The organism is Halomonas denitrificans (genome assembly GCF_003056305.1).
Classification (GTDB): domain Bacteria; phylum Pseudomonadota; class Gammaproteobacteria; order Pseudomonadales; family Halomonadaceae; genus Halomonas; species Halomonas denitrificans.
This window is the reverse complement of the sequence record NZ_PYVX01000001.1, coordinates 650,710-664,504: the sequence shown is the minus strand read 5'-3', so window position 1 is coordinate 664,504 and position 13,795 is coordinate 650,710. Positions and strand designations below refer to the sequence as shown.

At 61.4% G+C, this 13,795-nt stretch carries 16 protein-coding genes; 8 read left to right on the top strand and 8 right to left on the bottom strand.

The features are described from left to right. Positions 1–112: 112 nt before the first annotated feature. The 6 genes from C9F13_RS02975 to C9F13_RS02950 all read right to left on the bottom strand — a co-directional run bounded on the left by C9F13_RS02975 (position 113) and on the right by C9F13_RS02950 (position 4,526). Positions 113–349 carry a DUF2933 domain-containing protein gene (locus C9F13_RS02975; protein WP_108444735.1) on the bottom strand — a complete coding sequence of 79 codons (237 nt, stop codon included), beginning with the start codon at positions 347–349 and terminating at the stop codon, positions 113–115. Positions 350–427: 78 nt separating this feature from the next. Then, entirely contained in the window at positions 428–700 is a 273-nt protein-coding gene (locus tag C9F13_RS02970; RefSeq protein WP_211310890.1) for an SHOCT domain-containing protein, read from the bottom strand. A 275-nt stretch (positions 701–975) separates the two neighbouring features. Then, a complete protein-coding gene (locus tag C9F13_RS02965) occupies positions 976–1,698 on the bottom strand; it encodes a cytochrome c biogenesis CcdA family protein (protein WP_108444734.1) in 723 nt (240 codons plus the stop codon). Positions 1,699–1,795: 97 nt separating this feature from the next. Further along, a complete protein-coding gene (locus C9F13_RS02960) occupies positions 1,796–2,887 on the bottom strand; it encodes a YncE family protein (protein WP_211310889.1) in 1,092 nt (363 codons plus the stop codon). Positions 2,888–2,975: 88 nt separating this feature from the next. Next, positions 2,976–3,314 carry a hypothetical protein gene (locus tag C9F13_RS02955; protein WP_108445332.1) on the bottom strand — a complete coding sequence of 113 codons (339 nt, stop codon included), beginning with the start codon at positions 3,312–3,314 and terminating at the stop codon, positions 2,976–2,978. 465 nt (positions 3,315–3,779) lie between these two features. Then, positions 3,780–4,526, bottom strand: coding sequence for a TVP38/TMEM64 family protein (locus C9F13_RS02950; RefSeq protein ID WP_108445331.1), 747 nt, complete (start codon positions 4,524–4,526; stop codon positions 3,780–3,782). Between the two features lie 596 nt (positions 4,527–5,122). Here C9F13_RS02950 and C9F13_RS02945 point away from each other — a divergent pair. From C9F13_RS02945 to C9F13_RS17410, 5 genes are all read left to right on the top strand, one after another. Beyond that, positions 5,123–5,302 (top strand): S24 family peptidase, encoded by a 180-nt coding sequence (locus tag C9F13_RS02945; RefSeq protein WP_108444733.1) that lies wholly within the window; start codon positions 5,123–5,125, stop codon positions 5,300–5,302. 113 nt (positions 5,303–5,415) lie between these two features. Then, positions 5,416–6,228: a WYL domain-containing protein gene (locus C9F13_RS17415; protein ID WP_157955156.1), complete on the top strand. Its 813-nt coding sequence runs from the start codon at positions 5,416–5,418 to the stop codon at positions 6,226–6,228. A gap of 65 nt (positions 6,229–6,293) precedes the next feature. Then, positions 6,294–7,796: an ATP-dependent nuclease gene (locus C9F13_RS02940; protein WP_108445330.1), complete on the top strand. Its 1,503-nt coding sequence runs from the start codon at positions 6,294–6,296 to the stop codon at positions 7,794–7,796. 3 nt (positions 7,797–7,799) lie between these two features. Beyond that, entirely contained in the window at positions 7,800–8,456 is a 657-nt protein-coding gene (locus C9F13_RS02935; protein ID WP_108444732.1) for an SOS response-associated peptidase, read from the top strand. Positions 8,457–8,611: 155 nt separating this feature from the next. Next, positions 8,612–9,343, top strand: coding sequence for a hypothetical protein (locus C9F13_RS17410; protein ID WP_157955155.1), 732 nt, complete (start codon positions 8,612–8,614; stop codon positions 9,341–9,343). Positions 9,344–9,364: 21 nt separating this feature from the next. Here the strand turns inward: C9F13_RS17410 and C9F13_RS02930 are convergent, their stop codons facing one another. Further along, positions 9,365–9,619 (bottom strand): DUF4113 domain-containing protein, encoded by a 255-nt coding sequence (locus C9F13_RS02930; RefSeq protein ID WP_245888688.1) that lies wholly within the window; start codon positions 9,617–9,619, stop codon positions 9,365–9,367. Between the two features lie 104 nt (positions 9,620–9,723). On the opposite strand from C9F13_RS02930, the gene C9F13_RS02925 reads away from it, so the two are divergent. After that, positions 9,724–10,650, top strand: coding sequence for a LysR substrate-binding domain-containing protein (locus C9F13_RS02925; RefSeq protein WP_108444731.1), 927 nt, complete (start codon positions 9,724–9,726; stop codon positions 10,648–10,650). Between the two features lie 3 nt (positions 10,651–10,653). Here C9F13_RS02925 and C9F13_RS02920 read toward each other — a convergent pair whose 3' ends face one another. After that, on the bottom strand, positions 10,654–11,538 hold the full coding sequence (locus tag C9F13_RS02920) for a LysR substrate-binding domain-containing protein (RefSeq protein ID WP_108444730.1): 885 nt from the start codon (positions 11,536–11,538) through the stop codon (positions 10,654–10,656). 110 nt (positions 11,539–11,648) lie between these two features. Here C9F13_RS02920 and C9F13_RS02915 point away from each other — a divergent pair, with 110 nt between their 5' ends. Together C9F13_RS02915 and phnX are read left to right on the top strand one after the other, a co-directional pair. Then, a complete protein-coding gene (locus tag C9F13_RS02915; protein ID WP_108444729.1) occupies positions 11,649–12,809 on the top strand; it encodes a 2-aminoethylphosphonate--pyruvate transaminase in 1,161 nt (386 codons plus the stop codon). 77 nt (positions 12,810–12,886) lie between these two features. Continuing rightward, a complete protein-coding gene (gene phnX, locus C9F13_RS02910; protein ID WP_108444728.1) occupies positions 12,887–13,714 on the top strand; it encodes a phosphonoacetaldehyde hydrolase in 828 nt (275 codons plus the stop codon). Positions 13,715–13,795 lie beyond the last annotated feature (81 nt).

The window sequence follows — 13,795 nt, the reverse complement described above, 5'->3', positions numbered from 1 at the left end:
CCGACAAGGGTCTCGTAGAGCGCCACGTCAAACATGACCAGGGGCAGCAGGGTGGGCCACTGCAGCACGAAGCCGATACCCTGAAGGGGGCCACACCTGAGCGGGTATCGGCTCAGTCATCCGGACCGTCTCCCGGCTTGCCAGGTCCCTTGTGGCCTCCATGCCCGCGGTGCATGAACAGGTGCATGAGCGGGCAGGCCAGCACGACCAGCCAGGGCAGGGCGCCCAGCAGGTGCACTTGGTGCTCCTCCCAGAGCAGGAAGGCCATTATCGCCAGCGCAATGGCCACCATCAGCCAGAGGGTGCCCTTGCTCGGTTTTCGGTCCAGCCAGCGGTTGTTGTCGACCATGATCAGATCCTCATCCGACGCAGACGCAGTGAATTCATGACCACCGACAGCGAATACGCGCTCATCGCGAAGGCGATTTCAATGACGCTGCAGATCGCGCCTGCGTTGCTCATATTCCTCGCGGTCGATCTCGCCCCGGGCGTAGCGTTCTTGCAGAAGCTCCAGAGCGGTTGGCCGCTGGCGCGCGGCCTCGCTCCGGTCTCGGGTCAGGCTGCGCACCAGCAAAACGGCCAAGGCAATGACGGCGCCCCAGAACAGCACCATCATGAGTCCGCCGAAGAGCATGTGCCCCCAGCCGAAACTCTCCATATGCGCCATCATGTCGCCCCACATGGTCGGATCTCCTTTCATGTTGAATTATCCTGCCCTGATCTCAGGCTAAGACCTGTGGGTAACCCAAGGGTCAAGCAAGTTGGAGGGGGAAGCCGCGGCTCTTGATCCTGGTCAGCTTTCGGCCTCTTCGGTGACATGACATCAACGCCGCACGCCGGCGTTGAGGCGTCACTCCATGTTCGTGAAGCCCCCGGCTCATCGTGAGTATTGCGTGAGATATTCGCGAGCTTCCGCCTCTCTCCCCAGCGAGGGTCGCCGCCGATGGCCAGGTCATCGCCATCCGTCCGGCACCCTCAGCCGATCGTGGCCAGGGCCGGGAACCAGTCCACCAGGATGCTGGAGAGACGGGTGAGCGTCCCCGAGACGATCAGCAAGCCCATGAGGATAAGCACCACGCCGGCGATCGGTCGGGCATAGGCACTCCACTTGCCGAGACGGCCCCGATAGTGGCTGAACCTGTTGAGCAGCAGGGTGCTGGCCAGGAAGGGCAGGGCCAGCCCCAGGGAGTAGGTCGCCAGGTAGAGCATGCCGGCCTGGGCATTGGCGGTGGTCGAGGTGGCCATCAGGATAGCGCCCAGGATCGGGCCGATGCAGGGCGTCCAGCCGATGGCGAAGGAGATGCCGAAGAAGGTCGCCGCCATGGGGGAGCCCCCTCTCAGCTCGGGCGACCATTGAAAGCTGCGCTGCAGGACGGGCAGCCGGAACACGCCCGTCATGAATAGGCCGAGCACGATGACGATGCTGCCGGTGATCCAGTTGAGCTCCTGGCGATAACCGCGCAGCAGTTGGCCGATGCTGGTGACCCCCAGGCCCATCAGGATGAACACCACACTGAAGCCGAAGACGAAGAAGGTGCTCAGCAGCAACGCTTCGAAGCGCCGATCCGCCTTGCCGGCACTGCCGCCAGTGACCACCGACAGATAGGCGGGCAGCAAGGGCAGGGTGCAGGGCGAGAAGAACGACAGCAGCCCACCGACGAGGGCGCCGATCAAGCCGATAGAGGAGAGCGTTTCCACTGAGCTTCTCCCTGGGTGAAATGAAGGGAATGGCTATCGGCCGGCGATCGTCAGGGGTGCCGGCCTGGGTGCGGAAGCGGACTTCGTGGTCACCTACTCATGGGTCAATCGGGACGTGATGCCTCGAGAGATATCTGGTGACCGATGCCCCCCAGCTCCAGGGTCTGCAACACCTCGAGGGAATCCGGGGCGAGGATCCACAGGTGGGGTGCTGCGCTGCGCGGCTGGTGATCAGCACTCGCCCATCGGTGGGCACCACGGTGAGATGGTAAGGGGCCGGAGACAGCTCGGCGCTGTGTCGTGTGCCGTCCTCGAGGGAGATCCTGACGAGGCGGTTGTCGCCCTGACTCGTGGCATAGAGTCTCTGTCCATCCGGACTCAGGTCGATGCCGTGAGGTGCCGCGCCGATCTCGTATTCATCGGCCACACTCCCTGTCGCAAGATCCACCGCCAGGGCGTTCCCCCCGGTAGCATCGTTGACGTACAGGGATTGGCCGTCCTTCGAGAGCACCATGTGTTCCGGACTCCCGCCGACGCGCATGTTGCGCCGCACGAACCAGTGCTGAGGATCCACCTCGCTGATGGTGCCGTTACCGGCGTTGCTGACCAGTATGCTCCCCCCTTCCTCGTGCTGAACCAGGTAGTTCGGATTCGGCCCCGTGGCCAGGGAGGCGATGACCCGGCCGCTATCCAGTGACACCACGCTGATGCCGCCGCCGGCGGGATGGGTCGCGACGACGTGGCGGCCATCACCTGTCACCAGCACATGATGCACGGGCCCTGGCACCTCCAGGGTCCTGACGAGGCGGCTCGTGGCCGTGTCGACGACGTAGAGCAGGCCGGTCCTCGCTTTCTCCGGGGAGGCCGCTGCGCCATCGCCATGGTGGGCCGCGTGCTCGTCTTCCGTCACTCCCTCGGGCCGGGCGATCTCGCTGCCGGGCTCATGAGGGGTGAGACTGCCGAGGATGAGCTGCTCACCGTCGGGCGTGAGGGCGGAGCCGTGCGAGTTCATCGTGCCAGACACGGTGGAGATCACCTGGTGACGCTCCAGGTCGATGATGCCCACGGCATCTGCCGCTCCCATCGGCACGAATGCCCGGTCGCCGGTCGCCAGGGCGGCCGTCGAGGCGCCGAGGGCGATGCCGGCCACGAGACAAGCCAGCCACGGCCTCTGCAGACAGTCTTTCATGAGGTCCATTTCCTGAGTGTTGAGGCCCCTGAGGGGCGTGGGCGAACGTCAGCAGACGGTCGGGGCGCATGGAAAATGAATAGAGCGGTCAATGGCAGCTCCATGGCTCCTTGCTGGCATTGTCCTTGATGTTCTGGTCGACGAACCGGTAATGGTCTTCCTTGAAACGCGTCCACCAGCCATGACTGATCTCGATGGCCTGCCGGGCGAGGATCGCCTCGATATGGTCGATACACAGCCGCGACGCATCATAGGCCATGCTGAGCTTGCGCTTGTCGGTGTCATAGGTGACTCGCTCGAGCCCATACAGCGCATCGATCTTTCCCACGGCGACGCGCAAAGCCTCCTCATCGCAGGGCTCGAGCTTCAACTTGCGCGTCACCAAGTTGACCTCGGAGACGCCGAGACGGTGTTCGTTCTTTGACATACGAAACTCTCCCTTCTGCCATTTCGTCCTGCACGGGTAGATCCTCGTCTGGTGGAAGTGCGGAGCAATGTCCGTCACCGACACCGAGCTGATCGCCATGGCGATGCCGATCTATCCCCCTCGGCCCAGGGCATCCTTGATGCCGTCGCCGGCCCTCGGCTTCCGGCGATACCTGGCCGCTGGCAAGCCGCCGATTTGCTCGAAGCCTAACGCCCTTGGGTAACGCAAAGGTCAAGCGAGCGGGGAGCCCCAGGGGTGTGGATAGCTACGAACCTTGATCGACGTCATGCAATGCCCGGCTCCTTGAAACTCACCCATAGCCTGGGTGGCAAAGCTGAACCAGCACTGAATGGGCGGAGCCTGTTTGAGGCGTCATGCGCATCTCGATCAGGCATGACGGGTTACGCGTCCCGGCACCCCATGATTGACGGTTCAAGCAGGGCGCCGGGCGGAACTGAGACCCGGCTACCCGAGATGCAGCCAGCGCCTTAGGGTCGCGCGATAGCGCGCCGGCGCCGCCTTCCAGGCCAGGGGGAGCAGGGTGATGGTGCCGAGCGCGAGCACCGTGAGGCCCGCGCGGCGCAGATCGCTGGAGGCGAGCTCGTCACCGAAATGCGCCAGCAGGAAGCTCGCCGGAATGATCCCGAGCAGTGTCGCGACGGCAAAGCGCCAGGCCTTGAGGGGGGTGAGACCGGCCGCGTAGCTGACGACGTCGAAGGACAGGAACGGCATCAGCCGGGTCGCGAACACCGCGACCATCAGGGCATTCTGAGAGCCGATGAAACGGTGTAGCAGGTTCGGAGTAGGGCGCACGCCCAACCAGGTCCTCAGGGCGTCATACCCCATCAGGCGGGCAATGGAGAAGGCGATTAGCGCCCCTGCGCCTGAGCCGATTGCGACATAGAGCGTCCCCCAGGCATGGCCATAGGCGGCCCCGGCGGCAAGTGCGATCGGCGCGCTGGGGATCGGGCTAATGACGATGGCCAGGGTCATCAGGCCAATGACCAAGACCGGCCCCAGTGGGCCAAGCCGCATGACCGCCTCCTCGAGGGTGTTGCCCGTCAACAGGGTTTCAAGCGTTCCTGTGCGCCACAGCAACAGGGCGGTGGCAAGGAAGGCGACAAGCAGCCCCACGCCACACAGGAGGCGCCGCTTGGAGGCTTGGGGTAAGCGGGGAGGGACGTCTTCCTTGCGCTCCTGCTGTCTGGCCATGTTTACCAATCCCGATCTCCTGAGCCTGGTTGCTGTACCCACTCGGCTGCCATGAGAATCACGCGCCGCCGGTCGGCGGCTGCCACCGCAACGCTGCAGGACCCGTGGTGATCGGCCGGTGGTCTCCGGTCGAACAGCCTTGACCGGGGGCTTCTCGGCCCGACGTCCGCGACCCCATGAGACAGGCTCCTCCAGGAGTTGGGCCATGACTTGCTGGCATCGTCGCTGGAATTGGCAAAAGGCGAGTGCTCGATAGCAACGTTATCAGTTGTATTGAACCATTGGCATGGTGCGTATCGACGTAGGCCTGGCCAGCAGCCTATCGAGGTGGCCTCGCCAGCGGGCAGGATTAACGGTGTGCGCTAGCTGCCGCTGGTTTGCTTGCCTCCCCGCACTAGCCGACCTTAGTCGATCATTTTCTAATCAAGGAATGACAGCGGTTAGGCCTTTCTGTACCGTCAAGCTAAGTGACATTAGCGAAAGGAAGCGCTTGTGATGTCAGTTATCCATTCGGTGGCTTACCTGCAAGAGCATCGCGGCTCATGCATTCCGGCTGCCCATGATGCTCTTCAGAGAGAGACACACATCCTCCGAGGGTGATCCGGCTGCTCGTGCATGGCGAGCGGCGCATCAAGCGCGTGCAGCGCGTGGCCGGCGGCGCCTTGCTGCTGATCAGCGACAACCCGCGCTACGAGAAGGAATTGATCAAGCCGCAGGATATGAAGGATGTAGAGATCCTGGGGCGGTGTGAGATACGGATTGGACGGGTTTCGTGACTGTAAAACTGCATTCCTGTAAGGACAGGAGGCTGTAAGCGCGGCGCTTGCTCGACGTGCTCAATAAGAAAGCCCGCAAAGGGTACGACAACACAGACGCAAGGGAGACAGCCATGGAAGGACTGATTTTCTGGGTGCTGGCCGGTGCCGTTCTTGTCTTTATGATCCGGCGCACCAAACGCAAGGCGCGGGAGGCCGAGGCGGACTCTAAGCGGCGAAAGGAGGCGACCCTCCAGCACATCCAGGACGAAAACCGGCGCGCATCCCGCAGTGCCATCGCCCCTCACGACTGGAAGCGGAAAGCCAAGAAGGCGAAGTCCAAGGCGAGGGATGTAGATGTTGAGTACACACTTCGGGCCTCCTCCGAAGAAGGCGAGCCTTACAAAAATGCTTTCAGATCATCCGTTTCCTCAACTCAAGCCCCCTACCTTTCTGGCACATCGGCCCTTTCCGTGGATGGCCGGTTGCGCTTTATCTATGAAGACGCCAATGGCAACACATCGGCCCGTGAAGTATCAGATTTCTCGGATGATGGCGTTTACATCGAAGGTTTCTGTCACAGCAGGCGAGCAGTTCGGACGTTCCGACGTGACCGTGTCGTAGAGTACCTTGAGGGCGAAGAGCTTCTGGTACCGATGATTGATCCCGATGATATTGTCGATGAGCCCTTTGCTGATCGCCCTGGCATGGAAATTTTGTTCACTGGTTTCAGTGAAGACGAGCGATTTGACCTTGAATCAGATGCCGAGGAAGCGGGGCTCGTCGTGCGGAAAACAGTGACGAAGAATTTAATGTTCGTGTGTGCCGGTCCGCGTGCTGGTTCTACAAAGTTGGCAAAGGCGCGAGAGCAAGGGTGCACGTTATTGGATAAACCACAACTCAAGCGAATGCTGTTGACAGGTGAGTTGCCTGATCAAATAGCTTGAAAGAAAAGAGTTTTAGTCGGTCCTGTTTATTAATCTGTTCTGTGTAAGTTAATGGTTTTTCTATAATGGCTAAGTTTGTTCGTATAAGAGATTTAAAAAATATTGATAAGCTGGACTTTGAGGTTCCTTCTCCAGGTGTATACTTACTGTCAGGGACAAATGGTGCCGGAAAGACCTCGTTGCTTGCCTGTCTAAGGCGTATTGGTTTTAGAAATGCCTTTGCCAAACATTTTCCTGTCTCTGAGCAGTCTGATAAGCTGGATGATTTTTCTAAAGCCAGGATAATTTATGAGGTCAATGGGCGGAAGGTTAAATATTCGCATGCTGGACAACGCTGGGTGCCTCAGCCGAAGCGAAACAGTAATGTACTTAGCGCGTTTGGTTTTTCTTCAGTAATATATGTGGGAGCTACAGCTGATAGGATAACTCCTCGGCCTGAAGACTTTGACACGAGGCGAATCAGGGGAGTGGGGCAAGATATTAAAGATGCTGCGAATAGTATATTTGAGACTGAAAGGTTTGATGGGCTTAGATATATAAATTTGACCAGAGGCTCAGCGAATCAGGCTTTTGTATTAAAGCGGGGTTCTGGGAATGCGAGTGAATATTTTTCTGAGAAAAACTTCAGTCTTGGAGAGCTTTGTGTCATAAAGTTGCTTCGGCAATTAAGTTCATGTGACCAGGGAGCCCTCGTGTTAATTGATGAGATTGAGCTTGCCTTGCATCCTAGGGCACAAGTTAATCTTTTTAATTATGTTAAGCAGGTTGCTGATGACAAAGGGCTTACTGTTGTTTTTTCTACTCATTCAGTTAGCCTTATCAAAACTGCTGATAGGCGCCAGATATTACATCTGGCAAAAAATGGGAGTGGCGTTGAGTTGATAAGTAGCTGTTTTCCCACATATGCAATTGGGGATATGGCCCTAGATGAGGAGAGCTTGCCTGATAAGATTGTTTTTACAGAAGATGATGCGGCGGCATCGATAGCTAGGGTTTTTGTAAAGGCATATAATTTATCTAGGTATGCTGGTCAATCTTACTACCCGACAGTCCATGTTGTTCCAATTGGTGGTTTTCTCTCCGTCATCAGGTTTTTAGATAGTAGTGATGCCCTTCTGCCCAGGATGACGCAAGCCAGCGCCTTACTAGATGCCGATGTTAAAGATGAAACCCTAGCAGAGCTAAGGAGAAGTCAGAGTCATGAAAGGCTGCAAGAGTTTCAACGTCAGCAGAGAAGAACCTTTTTCCTCCCTTTTACCCCCGAGTGTTCTATGGTGGAGTTTTTGAGGGACTTTCAAGATCAAGCTCGTCAGCTATTGAGAGATGAGTTTCAAGATCATAGGCTTGGGATTCCGAATTGCTTTGGGCGAGTTCCGATGCAGCCTGGAGGAGAGCAGAGGCGCCTTGCAAAGGATGCGATGAAAGATTTTTTTGCTGCTTTCTCGGCAAATTTGGCTGATATGGGAGAGAGAGAGTTTCAGAAGAAGTTTTATGAGATTTTTGCGAAATGGTATTTTGATAATAACCGAGGCCAAGTGATGCAGCTTATTGGACGGACCCTCAATTAAATTATGTGCGGCCGCTTCGCTCTATATAGCCCACACCCCACGCTCTCCAAGGCCCTGCGCCTATCGCTGGAGTCGGGAGAGCTGACGCCACGCTACAACGTGGCGCCGGGCACCTGGATCACCGCAGTGCGCCATTCCAGCGATTACGCGCCGCTGGTGATGGACGAGGTGTGGTGGGGCTATCGGCCGTACTGGGCGAAGGAAAAGGCGCCCGAGCCCATCAATGCCACCGTCGAGAAGGTGGCCACCTCCAACTACATCAAAGGGGCGTTCGCCCATCACCGCTGCCTGGTGCCGGCGGATGGCTGGTACGAGTGGCTGCCGGTAGACGGGAAGAAGCAGCCGCATTTCCTGTTCCGCGAGGATCGCGAGCCGATCTGGCTGGCGGGTATCTGGAGCGAGCGACCGGACGGCAAGCCCGGCTGCGCCATCCTCACCGAGCCGGCTCGCGGCGTGGCGGCCGAGATCCATCCGCGCATGCTGCTGGCCCTGGACGCCGAGAGTCTCGCGCCCTGGCTCGATCCCCATCTGACCGACCGCGCGACGATCCGCCACGTCGTCCATCATCTGTCTGCCGAGCGAATCACCCACTGGCCCGTGAGCACGCGGGTGAACAAGCCGACCAATGACGATGCCGGCTTGATAGAAGCCTTCGTATAGCAAAGCATAAGGGAGGTTCCTTTGCCCAACAGTCGAGAATCAGCTCTAATATTATATGTTATTATTTTGCTGGCTTTTTCTTGCTGCAAGAGAGAGATTAGGGAATCTTTGGTAGCTGTTGTTAAGTCATTTTTTGCCAAGAAACTGGTTCCTATATGGCTGGCCTGTTTGCTTTATTTTATGGTTGCGTTGGTTTTTCTAAAAAGTTCGGGTTTTGGGATTTCTCCTTGGTGACAGGTTCCATTTTTTGGTTTTTTGGTACTATCGTGACAGTTGGGAAAGTGGTGTCTGTCACTGAAGGTGTTCCTCGAATTCTGTCATTTTTGAAATGGCAGGTTGTACTGTTTTTCACCTTGACGTTTTTGATGGACTTTTATCCTTTGTCCTTCTTTTGGGAAGTTCTGATCTTGCCCGTGCTGGCTTTCGTTGCATGCTTGGTGGCGGTCGCGGAGAGGGATGAACGCTTTACTGGTAAGCCTGGCCATACCTTTGTTTTGTGGTTGCAGGCATCCATGATTTATTTTGTTTTTGGTGCTTCTATTCTTGGTCTGGTTTTTAACTATGAAAAGCTTTTAAGTCTGGAAGGCCTGCGTAGCTTCTTGATGGTTCCTGTTTTATCGCTTCTTTTTCTTCCTTTGTTAAGCTTTATGTCTGTCTACGCTAGGTATGATAGGGTTTTTCCTGTTTATAGTGTTTATTTGGGAGAGGAGGTGAGTTGGAGGTTAAAGCTCAAAACTTTTGTTAGGATACGCTTTGATTATCAAATGCTAGACGATTGGCGTAAGCACGCGAATAGAGTTTTTACTCTGTCTAGTATTAATTCAGAAGGGGATGTTGTTGCTCACTTGGATGAGTTTATTGCTTATCGGAGAGAATGTTCGTCATAAAAATAGGTGCAGTTAAGAATACTATGCCTTTGCTTTAGGCAACTCCCGCCACTGCGTCGCCCACCGCTGCGTGCGGTGCGCGCAGCGCAGGTGCCAGGCGGCGTTTTGGCGCGGCACGCCCAGGCGTACCGTGCCCTTGCCTATCTTCTCGTCGAGCTCGTCTAGGGTGGCCATGAGTTGGTGGTCGTGTTCGCGCTGGGTTTCCCGATCGGGCGTGTCGAGCAGCGAGAGCTGCTGGTGGTTGGCGTCGGTGGCTCGGGCAAGGCTCGCGTTCATCGGTTTGATCGTGTTCCCAACACAACGGCATATGAGAAAATCCCCCGACCCCTGAACAAATCCCACGAAGCAAGGCCCCTCCTGTGAGCCACCAGCCCCCCTCCATGAAGTCGCTGATCGCGTTCGAGGCCACCGCGCGCCTGGGTTCGATGACGGCGGCGGCGGATGCCGAGCGCACCAGCCAGCCGACCATCTCCCAGCGCATCCGGGCGCTGGAGGAGCGCGTCGGGCTGCCGCTGTTCGATCGCCAGGGCGGGCGGCTGGTGCTGAACGCCCAGGGCGAGCGCTTCTATCGGGAGGTGGCGCCGGGCCTCAAGTCGGTGCGCGAGGCCTGCGAGCGGGTGATGCAAGAGGGGCGGCGGCCGTCGCCCTCGGTGGTGATCGCGGCCGGCTCCGGCTTCACGCACCTCTGGCTGCTGCCGCGCCTGCCGGCGCTCAAGCGGGCCTTTCCGGAGGTCACCTTCCAGCTGATGCCGATCGATCGCGCCGACGACCCGGAGCTGCAGGCCGCCGACATCGCCATCCGCTTCGGGCCCCGAACGCCGCATACCGAGGCGCGCCTGGTGGCCAGCGAGGCGGTCTTCCCGGTATGCAGCCCGGCCTATGCCGAGCAGCACGGCCTGACCGAGACGCTGACCTCGGAAGTGCTGCCCGACCTCGCGCTGCTGCACCAGGACATCAAGGACCCGCGCTGGCTCGACTGGGCGCAGTGGTGCCACACCGCCGGGCTGAGCCTGGCGCCCCGCGACGACGTCTTCGCCTACTACAACTACGCGCTGCTGCTGAATGCCGCGCTGGCCCACCAGGGCGTGGCGCTCGGCTGGTCGATCCTCGTCGAGGAGCACCTGGCGAACGGTCAGCTGGTCGCGCTGGGTCCGCGGGTCACGCGGCGCGACTACGGCTACTGGCTCAGCGTCAAGCACCACCGCAGCGCGGTGCTCGAGCCGATCGGCGACTGGCTGATCGAGGCGGTCCACCGCCGCCGGCCCGACGTCCAGGCCTCCCGGGCCCACGACGCGACGGCGGGCTGAGCCTCACCCCTCGGGCTCGGCCAGGGCCTCGCGCACCACCCCCAGGAAGCCCGCCACCAGGCGCCGCTCGCTCTGCTGACGCAGGCAGACCAGGGTCTCGATCATGCAGTGGCCGCTGTCCTCGATGGCGAGTCGGTGCATGCCGGGATGATGGCCGGCCTCGGCCGCCGAGACGATCCCCACGCCGAGCCCCGCCGCCACCAGCTCGAAGACGGCCTCGCGTCCCTCGGCCTCGATGGCCGGCGTGAGCGCCATGCCCGCCGCGCGCAGCTCCGCCTCCAGGGCCTGGCGGGTCATGGAGCCGCGTTCGCGCAGCACCAGCGGGGCCCGGGCGAGGTCGGCCAGGCGGATCGCGCGCCAGCGGGCCCAGGGGTGGTCCGCGGGCACGAAGGCGATCAGCGGGGCGCGACTCAGCTCCACCGTCAGCAGGCGCGGATCCTCCACCGTGCGGCCCAGCACGGCGAAGTCGGCGCGGTGCTCGAACAGCCGGGAGAGGGCCGCGTCGGTGTTGCCGGTCATCAGCTGGAAGCGCACCCCGGGGTGGCGCGCCTGGAAGCGGGCGATGAAGCGCCGCACGTGCATCGGCGAGTCCACCGCCAGGGTGAGCTTGCCCGACTGCAGGTCCCGGGCGCCGGCCAGCAGCGCCTCGGCCTCGTCGGCGGCGGAGAACAGCCGCTGGGTGATGCCGAGCAGCCGCTCGCCGAGGTCGGTGAGTTCCACCGAGCGCCGGCTGCGGCGCAGCAGGCTGACGCCGAAGCGCTCCTCCAGCTTGCGCACCTGATCGGAGACCGCCGGCTGGCTGAGGCAGAGGCGCTCCGCGGCCCGGGTGAAGCTGCCGTGGACGGCCACCGCATGGAAGGCGCGCAGCTGCGCGTGGGAGAGGGACATGGTTTCACTATAAGTTCAGCTTGTATCAAAGATACGTTAAATCGATTTTATCTATGGTCAAGCGGCTGGTCTGATGGGCGTCACTTCCCTCTAGTCATCCGGAGCCGCCCATGTCCCTCGCCACCGCCACGCGACCCGTCGATGCGCCCGGCCAGGACGCCCCCTACCTGCTGACCCCCGGCCCCCTGACCACCAGCGATACCATCAAGGCCGCCATGCTCCACGACTGGGGCTCCTGGGACGACGACTTCAATCGCCTGACCGCCGAGATTTGCGCGCAGCTGCTCGAGATGGCCGGCGCCTCGGATGAGGCCTACGCCTGCGTGCCCCTGCAGGGCAGCGGCACCTTCGCCGTGGAGGCGGCGCTGGCCACCGCCATCGATCGCCACGGCAAGGCCCTGGTGCTGGCCAATGGCGCCTACGGCCAGCGCGCCGCCAGGATCCTCGAGGTCCTGGGCCGCGAGCACGTGGTGCTCGACAAGGGCGACTACCTCCCGCCCCGGGGCGAGGAGGTGGCGGCATGGCTCGATGCCGACCCCGAGATCACCGATGTCTTCCTGGTCCACTGCGAGACGAGTTCCGGCATCCTCAACCCGCTGGCCGAGATCGCGGAGGTGGTCAAGGCCCGGGGCAAGGGGCTGATCGTCGACGCCATGAGCTCCTTCGGCGCGGTGCCGCTGAGCGTCGAGGCGGTGCCCGTCGACGTCCTGGTCTCCTCGGCCAACAAGTGCCTAGAGGGGGTGCCGGGCTTCGGCTTCGTGATTCTGCGCCGCGATCTGCTCGAGGCCAGCGCCGGCCGCGCCCACTCGCTGAGCCTCGATCTCTTCGAGCAGTGGCGCTACATGGAGCGCACCGGCCAGTGGCGCTTCACTCCGCCGACCCACGTGGTCGCCGCCTTCCATACGGCGCTGGCCGAGCACCGCGCCGAGGGCGGGGTGGCGGGGCGCCTGGCCCGCTACACCCGCAGCCGCGAGCGGCTGGTGGCCGGCATGCGCGAGCTGGGTTTCGCGACCCTGCTCGAGGACCGCTGGCTGTCGCCGATCATCACCACCTTCGTAAGCCCCGGCCATCCCGCCTTCGACTTCGGTCGCTTCTACGCCGAGCTCAAGGCGCGGGGCTTCGTCATCTATCCGGGCAAGCTGACCGAGGCCGAGAGCTTTCGCATCGGCTGCATTGGTCGCCTGGATGTCGCGGTGGTCGAGCGCCTGCTCGATGCGGTGCGCGAGGCGCTGGCCGCCATGGGCGTCGACGACGGCCGTCCGGCGGCCTGAGCCGCTTATTTCCAACCGAAAACACGCCACTCTTCTCTGAAACACGCCACCTTCCCGACAACAACGAGGAACGCTCCATGCACTACCACGCCCCCGACCGCCTGCAGGCCGCGATTCACGACTGGGCCGGCACCGTGGTGGACTTCGGCTCCTTCGCGCCGACCCAGATCTTCGTCGATGCCTTCGCCGAGTTCGGCGTCGCGCTCAGCCTGGAGGAGGCCCGCGGCCCCATGGGCATGGGCAAGTGGGATCACATCCGCGCCCTGTGCGATCTCCCCGAGATCGCCGCGCGCTGCGCCGAGGTGTTCGGCCATGCGCCCACCGATGCCGACGTGACCGCCATCTATGAGCGCTTCATGCCGCTGCAGGTCGAGAAGATCCCCGAGCACTCGGCGCTGATCCCCGGCGCCATCGAGGCGATCGCCGCCATGCGCGCGCAGGGCATGAAGATCGGCTCCTGCTCCGGCTATCCGGCCGTGGTGATGAAGCGGGTCGTGGAGATGGCGGCGCAGCACGGCTACGAGGCCGACCACGTGGTGGCTTCCGACGAGGTGCCCAACGGCCGCCCGCATCCGGCCCAGGCGCTGGCCAGCGTCATCGCGCTCGGCATTGAGGACGTGGCCGCCTGCGTGAAGATCGACGACACCACCCCGGGCATCCTCGAGGGGCGCTGCGCGGGCATGTGGACGGTGGGCCTGACCTGCTCGGGCAACGCCCTGGGCCTGACCCTCGAGGCGTTCCGAGCGCTCTCGCCCGAGGCCCTCGCCGAGGGGCGCGCCCGGGTCGCCCGGCAGTTCGAGGCCTCGCGGCCCCACTACCTGATCGACACCATCGCCGACCTGCCGGGGGTGATCGACGACATCAACGCCCGGCTGGCCCGAGGCGAGATGCCCCAGGCCTGCTGAGCGGGAAGGCGTCTGGATAAGCGCAACGACCGGGCCCAGGCCCGGTCGTTGCGTTGGGGAGCATGGCGGGACGCGCGTCGG

Bases quoted from the DNA above. Each gene is read 5' to 3' on its own strand.
- C9F13_RS02970 (WP_211310890.1), bottom strand. From the start codon at position 700: ATGAAAGGAGATCCGACCATGTGGGGCGACATGATGGCGCATATGGAG.
- phnX (WP_108444728.1), top strand. From the start codon at position 12,887: ATGCACTACCACGCCCCCGACCGCCTGCAGGCCGCGATTCACGACTGG.
- C9F13_RS02950 (WP_108445331.1), bottom strand. From the start codon at position 4,526: ATGGCCAGACAGCAGGAGCGCAAGGAAGACGTCCCTCCCCGCTTACCC.
- C9F13_RS02940 (WP_108445330.1), top strand. From the start codon at position 6,294: ATGGCTAAGTTTGTTCGTATAAGAGATTTAAAAAATATTGATAAGCTG.
- C9F13_RS02925 (WP_108444731.1), top strand. From the start codon at position 9,724: ATGAAGTCGCTGATCGCGTTCGAGGCCACCGCGCGCCTGGGTTCGATG.
- C9F13_RS02930 (WP_245888688.1), bottom strand. From the start codon at position 9,619: ATGAACGCGAGCCTTGCCCGAGCCACCGACGCCAACCACCAGCAGCTC.
- C9F13_RS02915 (WP_108444729.1), top strand. From the start codon at position 11,649: ATGTCCCTCGCCACCGCCACGCGACCCGTCGATGCGCCCGGCCAGGAC.
- C9F13_RS17410 (WP_157955155.1), top strand. From the start codon at position 8,612: ATGGCTGGCCTGTTTGCTTTATTTTATGGTTGCGTTGGTTTTTCTAAA.
- C9F13_RS02975 (WP_108444735.1), bottom strand. From the start codon at position 349: ATGGTCGACAACAACCGCTGGCTGGACCGAAAACCGAGCAAGGGCACC.
- C9F13_RS02920 (WP_108444730.1), bottom strand. From the start codon at position 11,538: ATGTCCCTCTCCCACGCGCAGCTGCGCGCCTTCCATGCGGTGGCCGTC.
- C9F13_RS02960 (WP_211310889.1), bottom strand. From the start codon at position 2,887: ATGAAAGACTGTCTGCAGAGGCCGTGGCTGGCTTGTCTCGTGGCCGGC.
- C9F13_RS17415 (WP_157955156.1), top strand. From the start codon at position 5,416: ATGGAAGGACTGATTTTCTGGGTGCTGGCCGGTGCCGTTCTTGTCTTT.
- C9F13_RS02935 (WP_108444732.1), top strand. From the start codon at position 7,800: ATGTGCGGCCGCTTCGCTCTATATAGCCCACACCCCACGCTCTCCAAG.
- C9F13_RS02955 (WP_108445332.1), bottom strand. From the start codon at position 3,314: ATGTCAAAGAACGAACACCGTCTCGGCGTCTCCGAGGTCAACTTGGTG.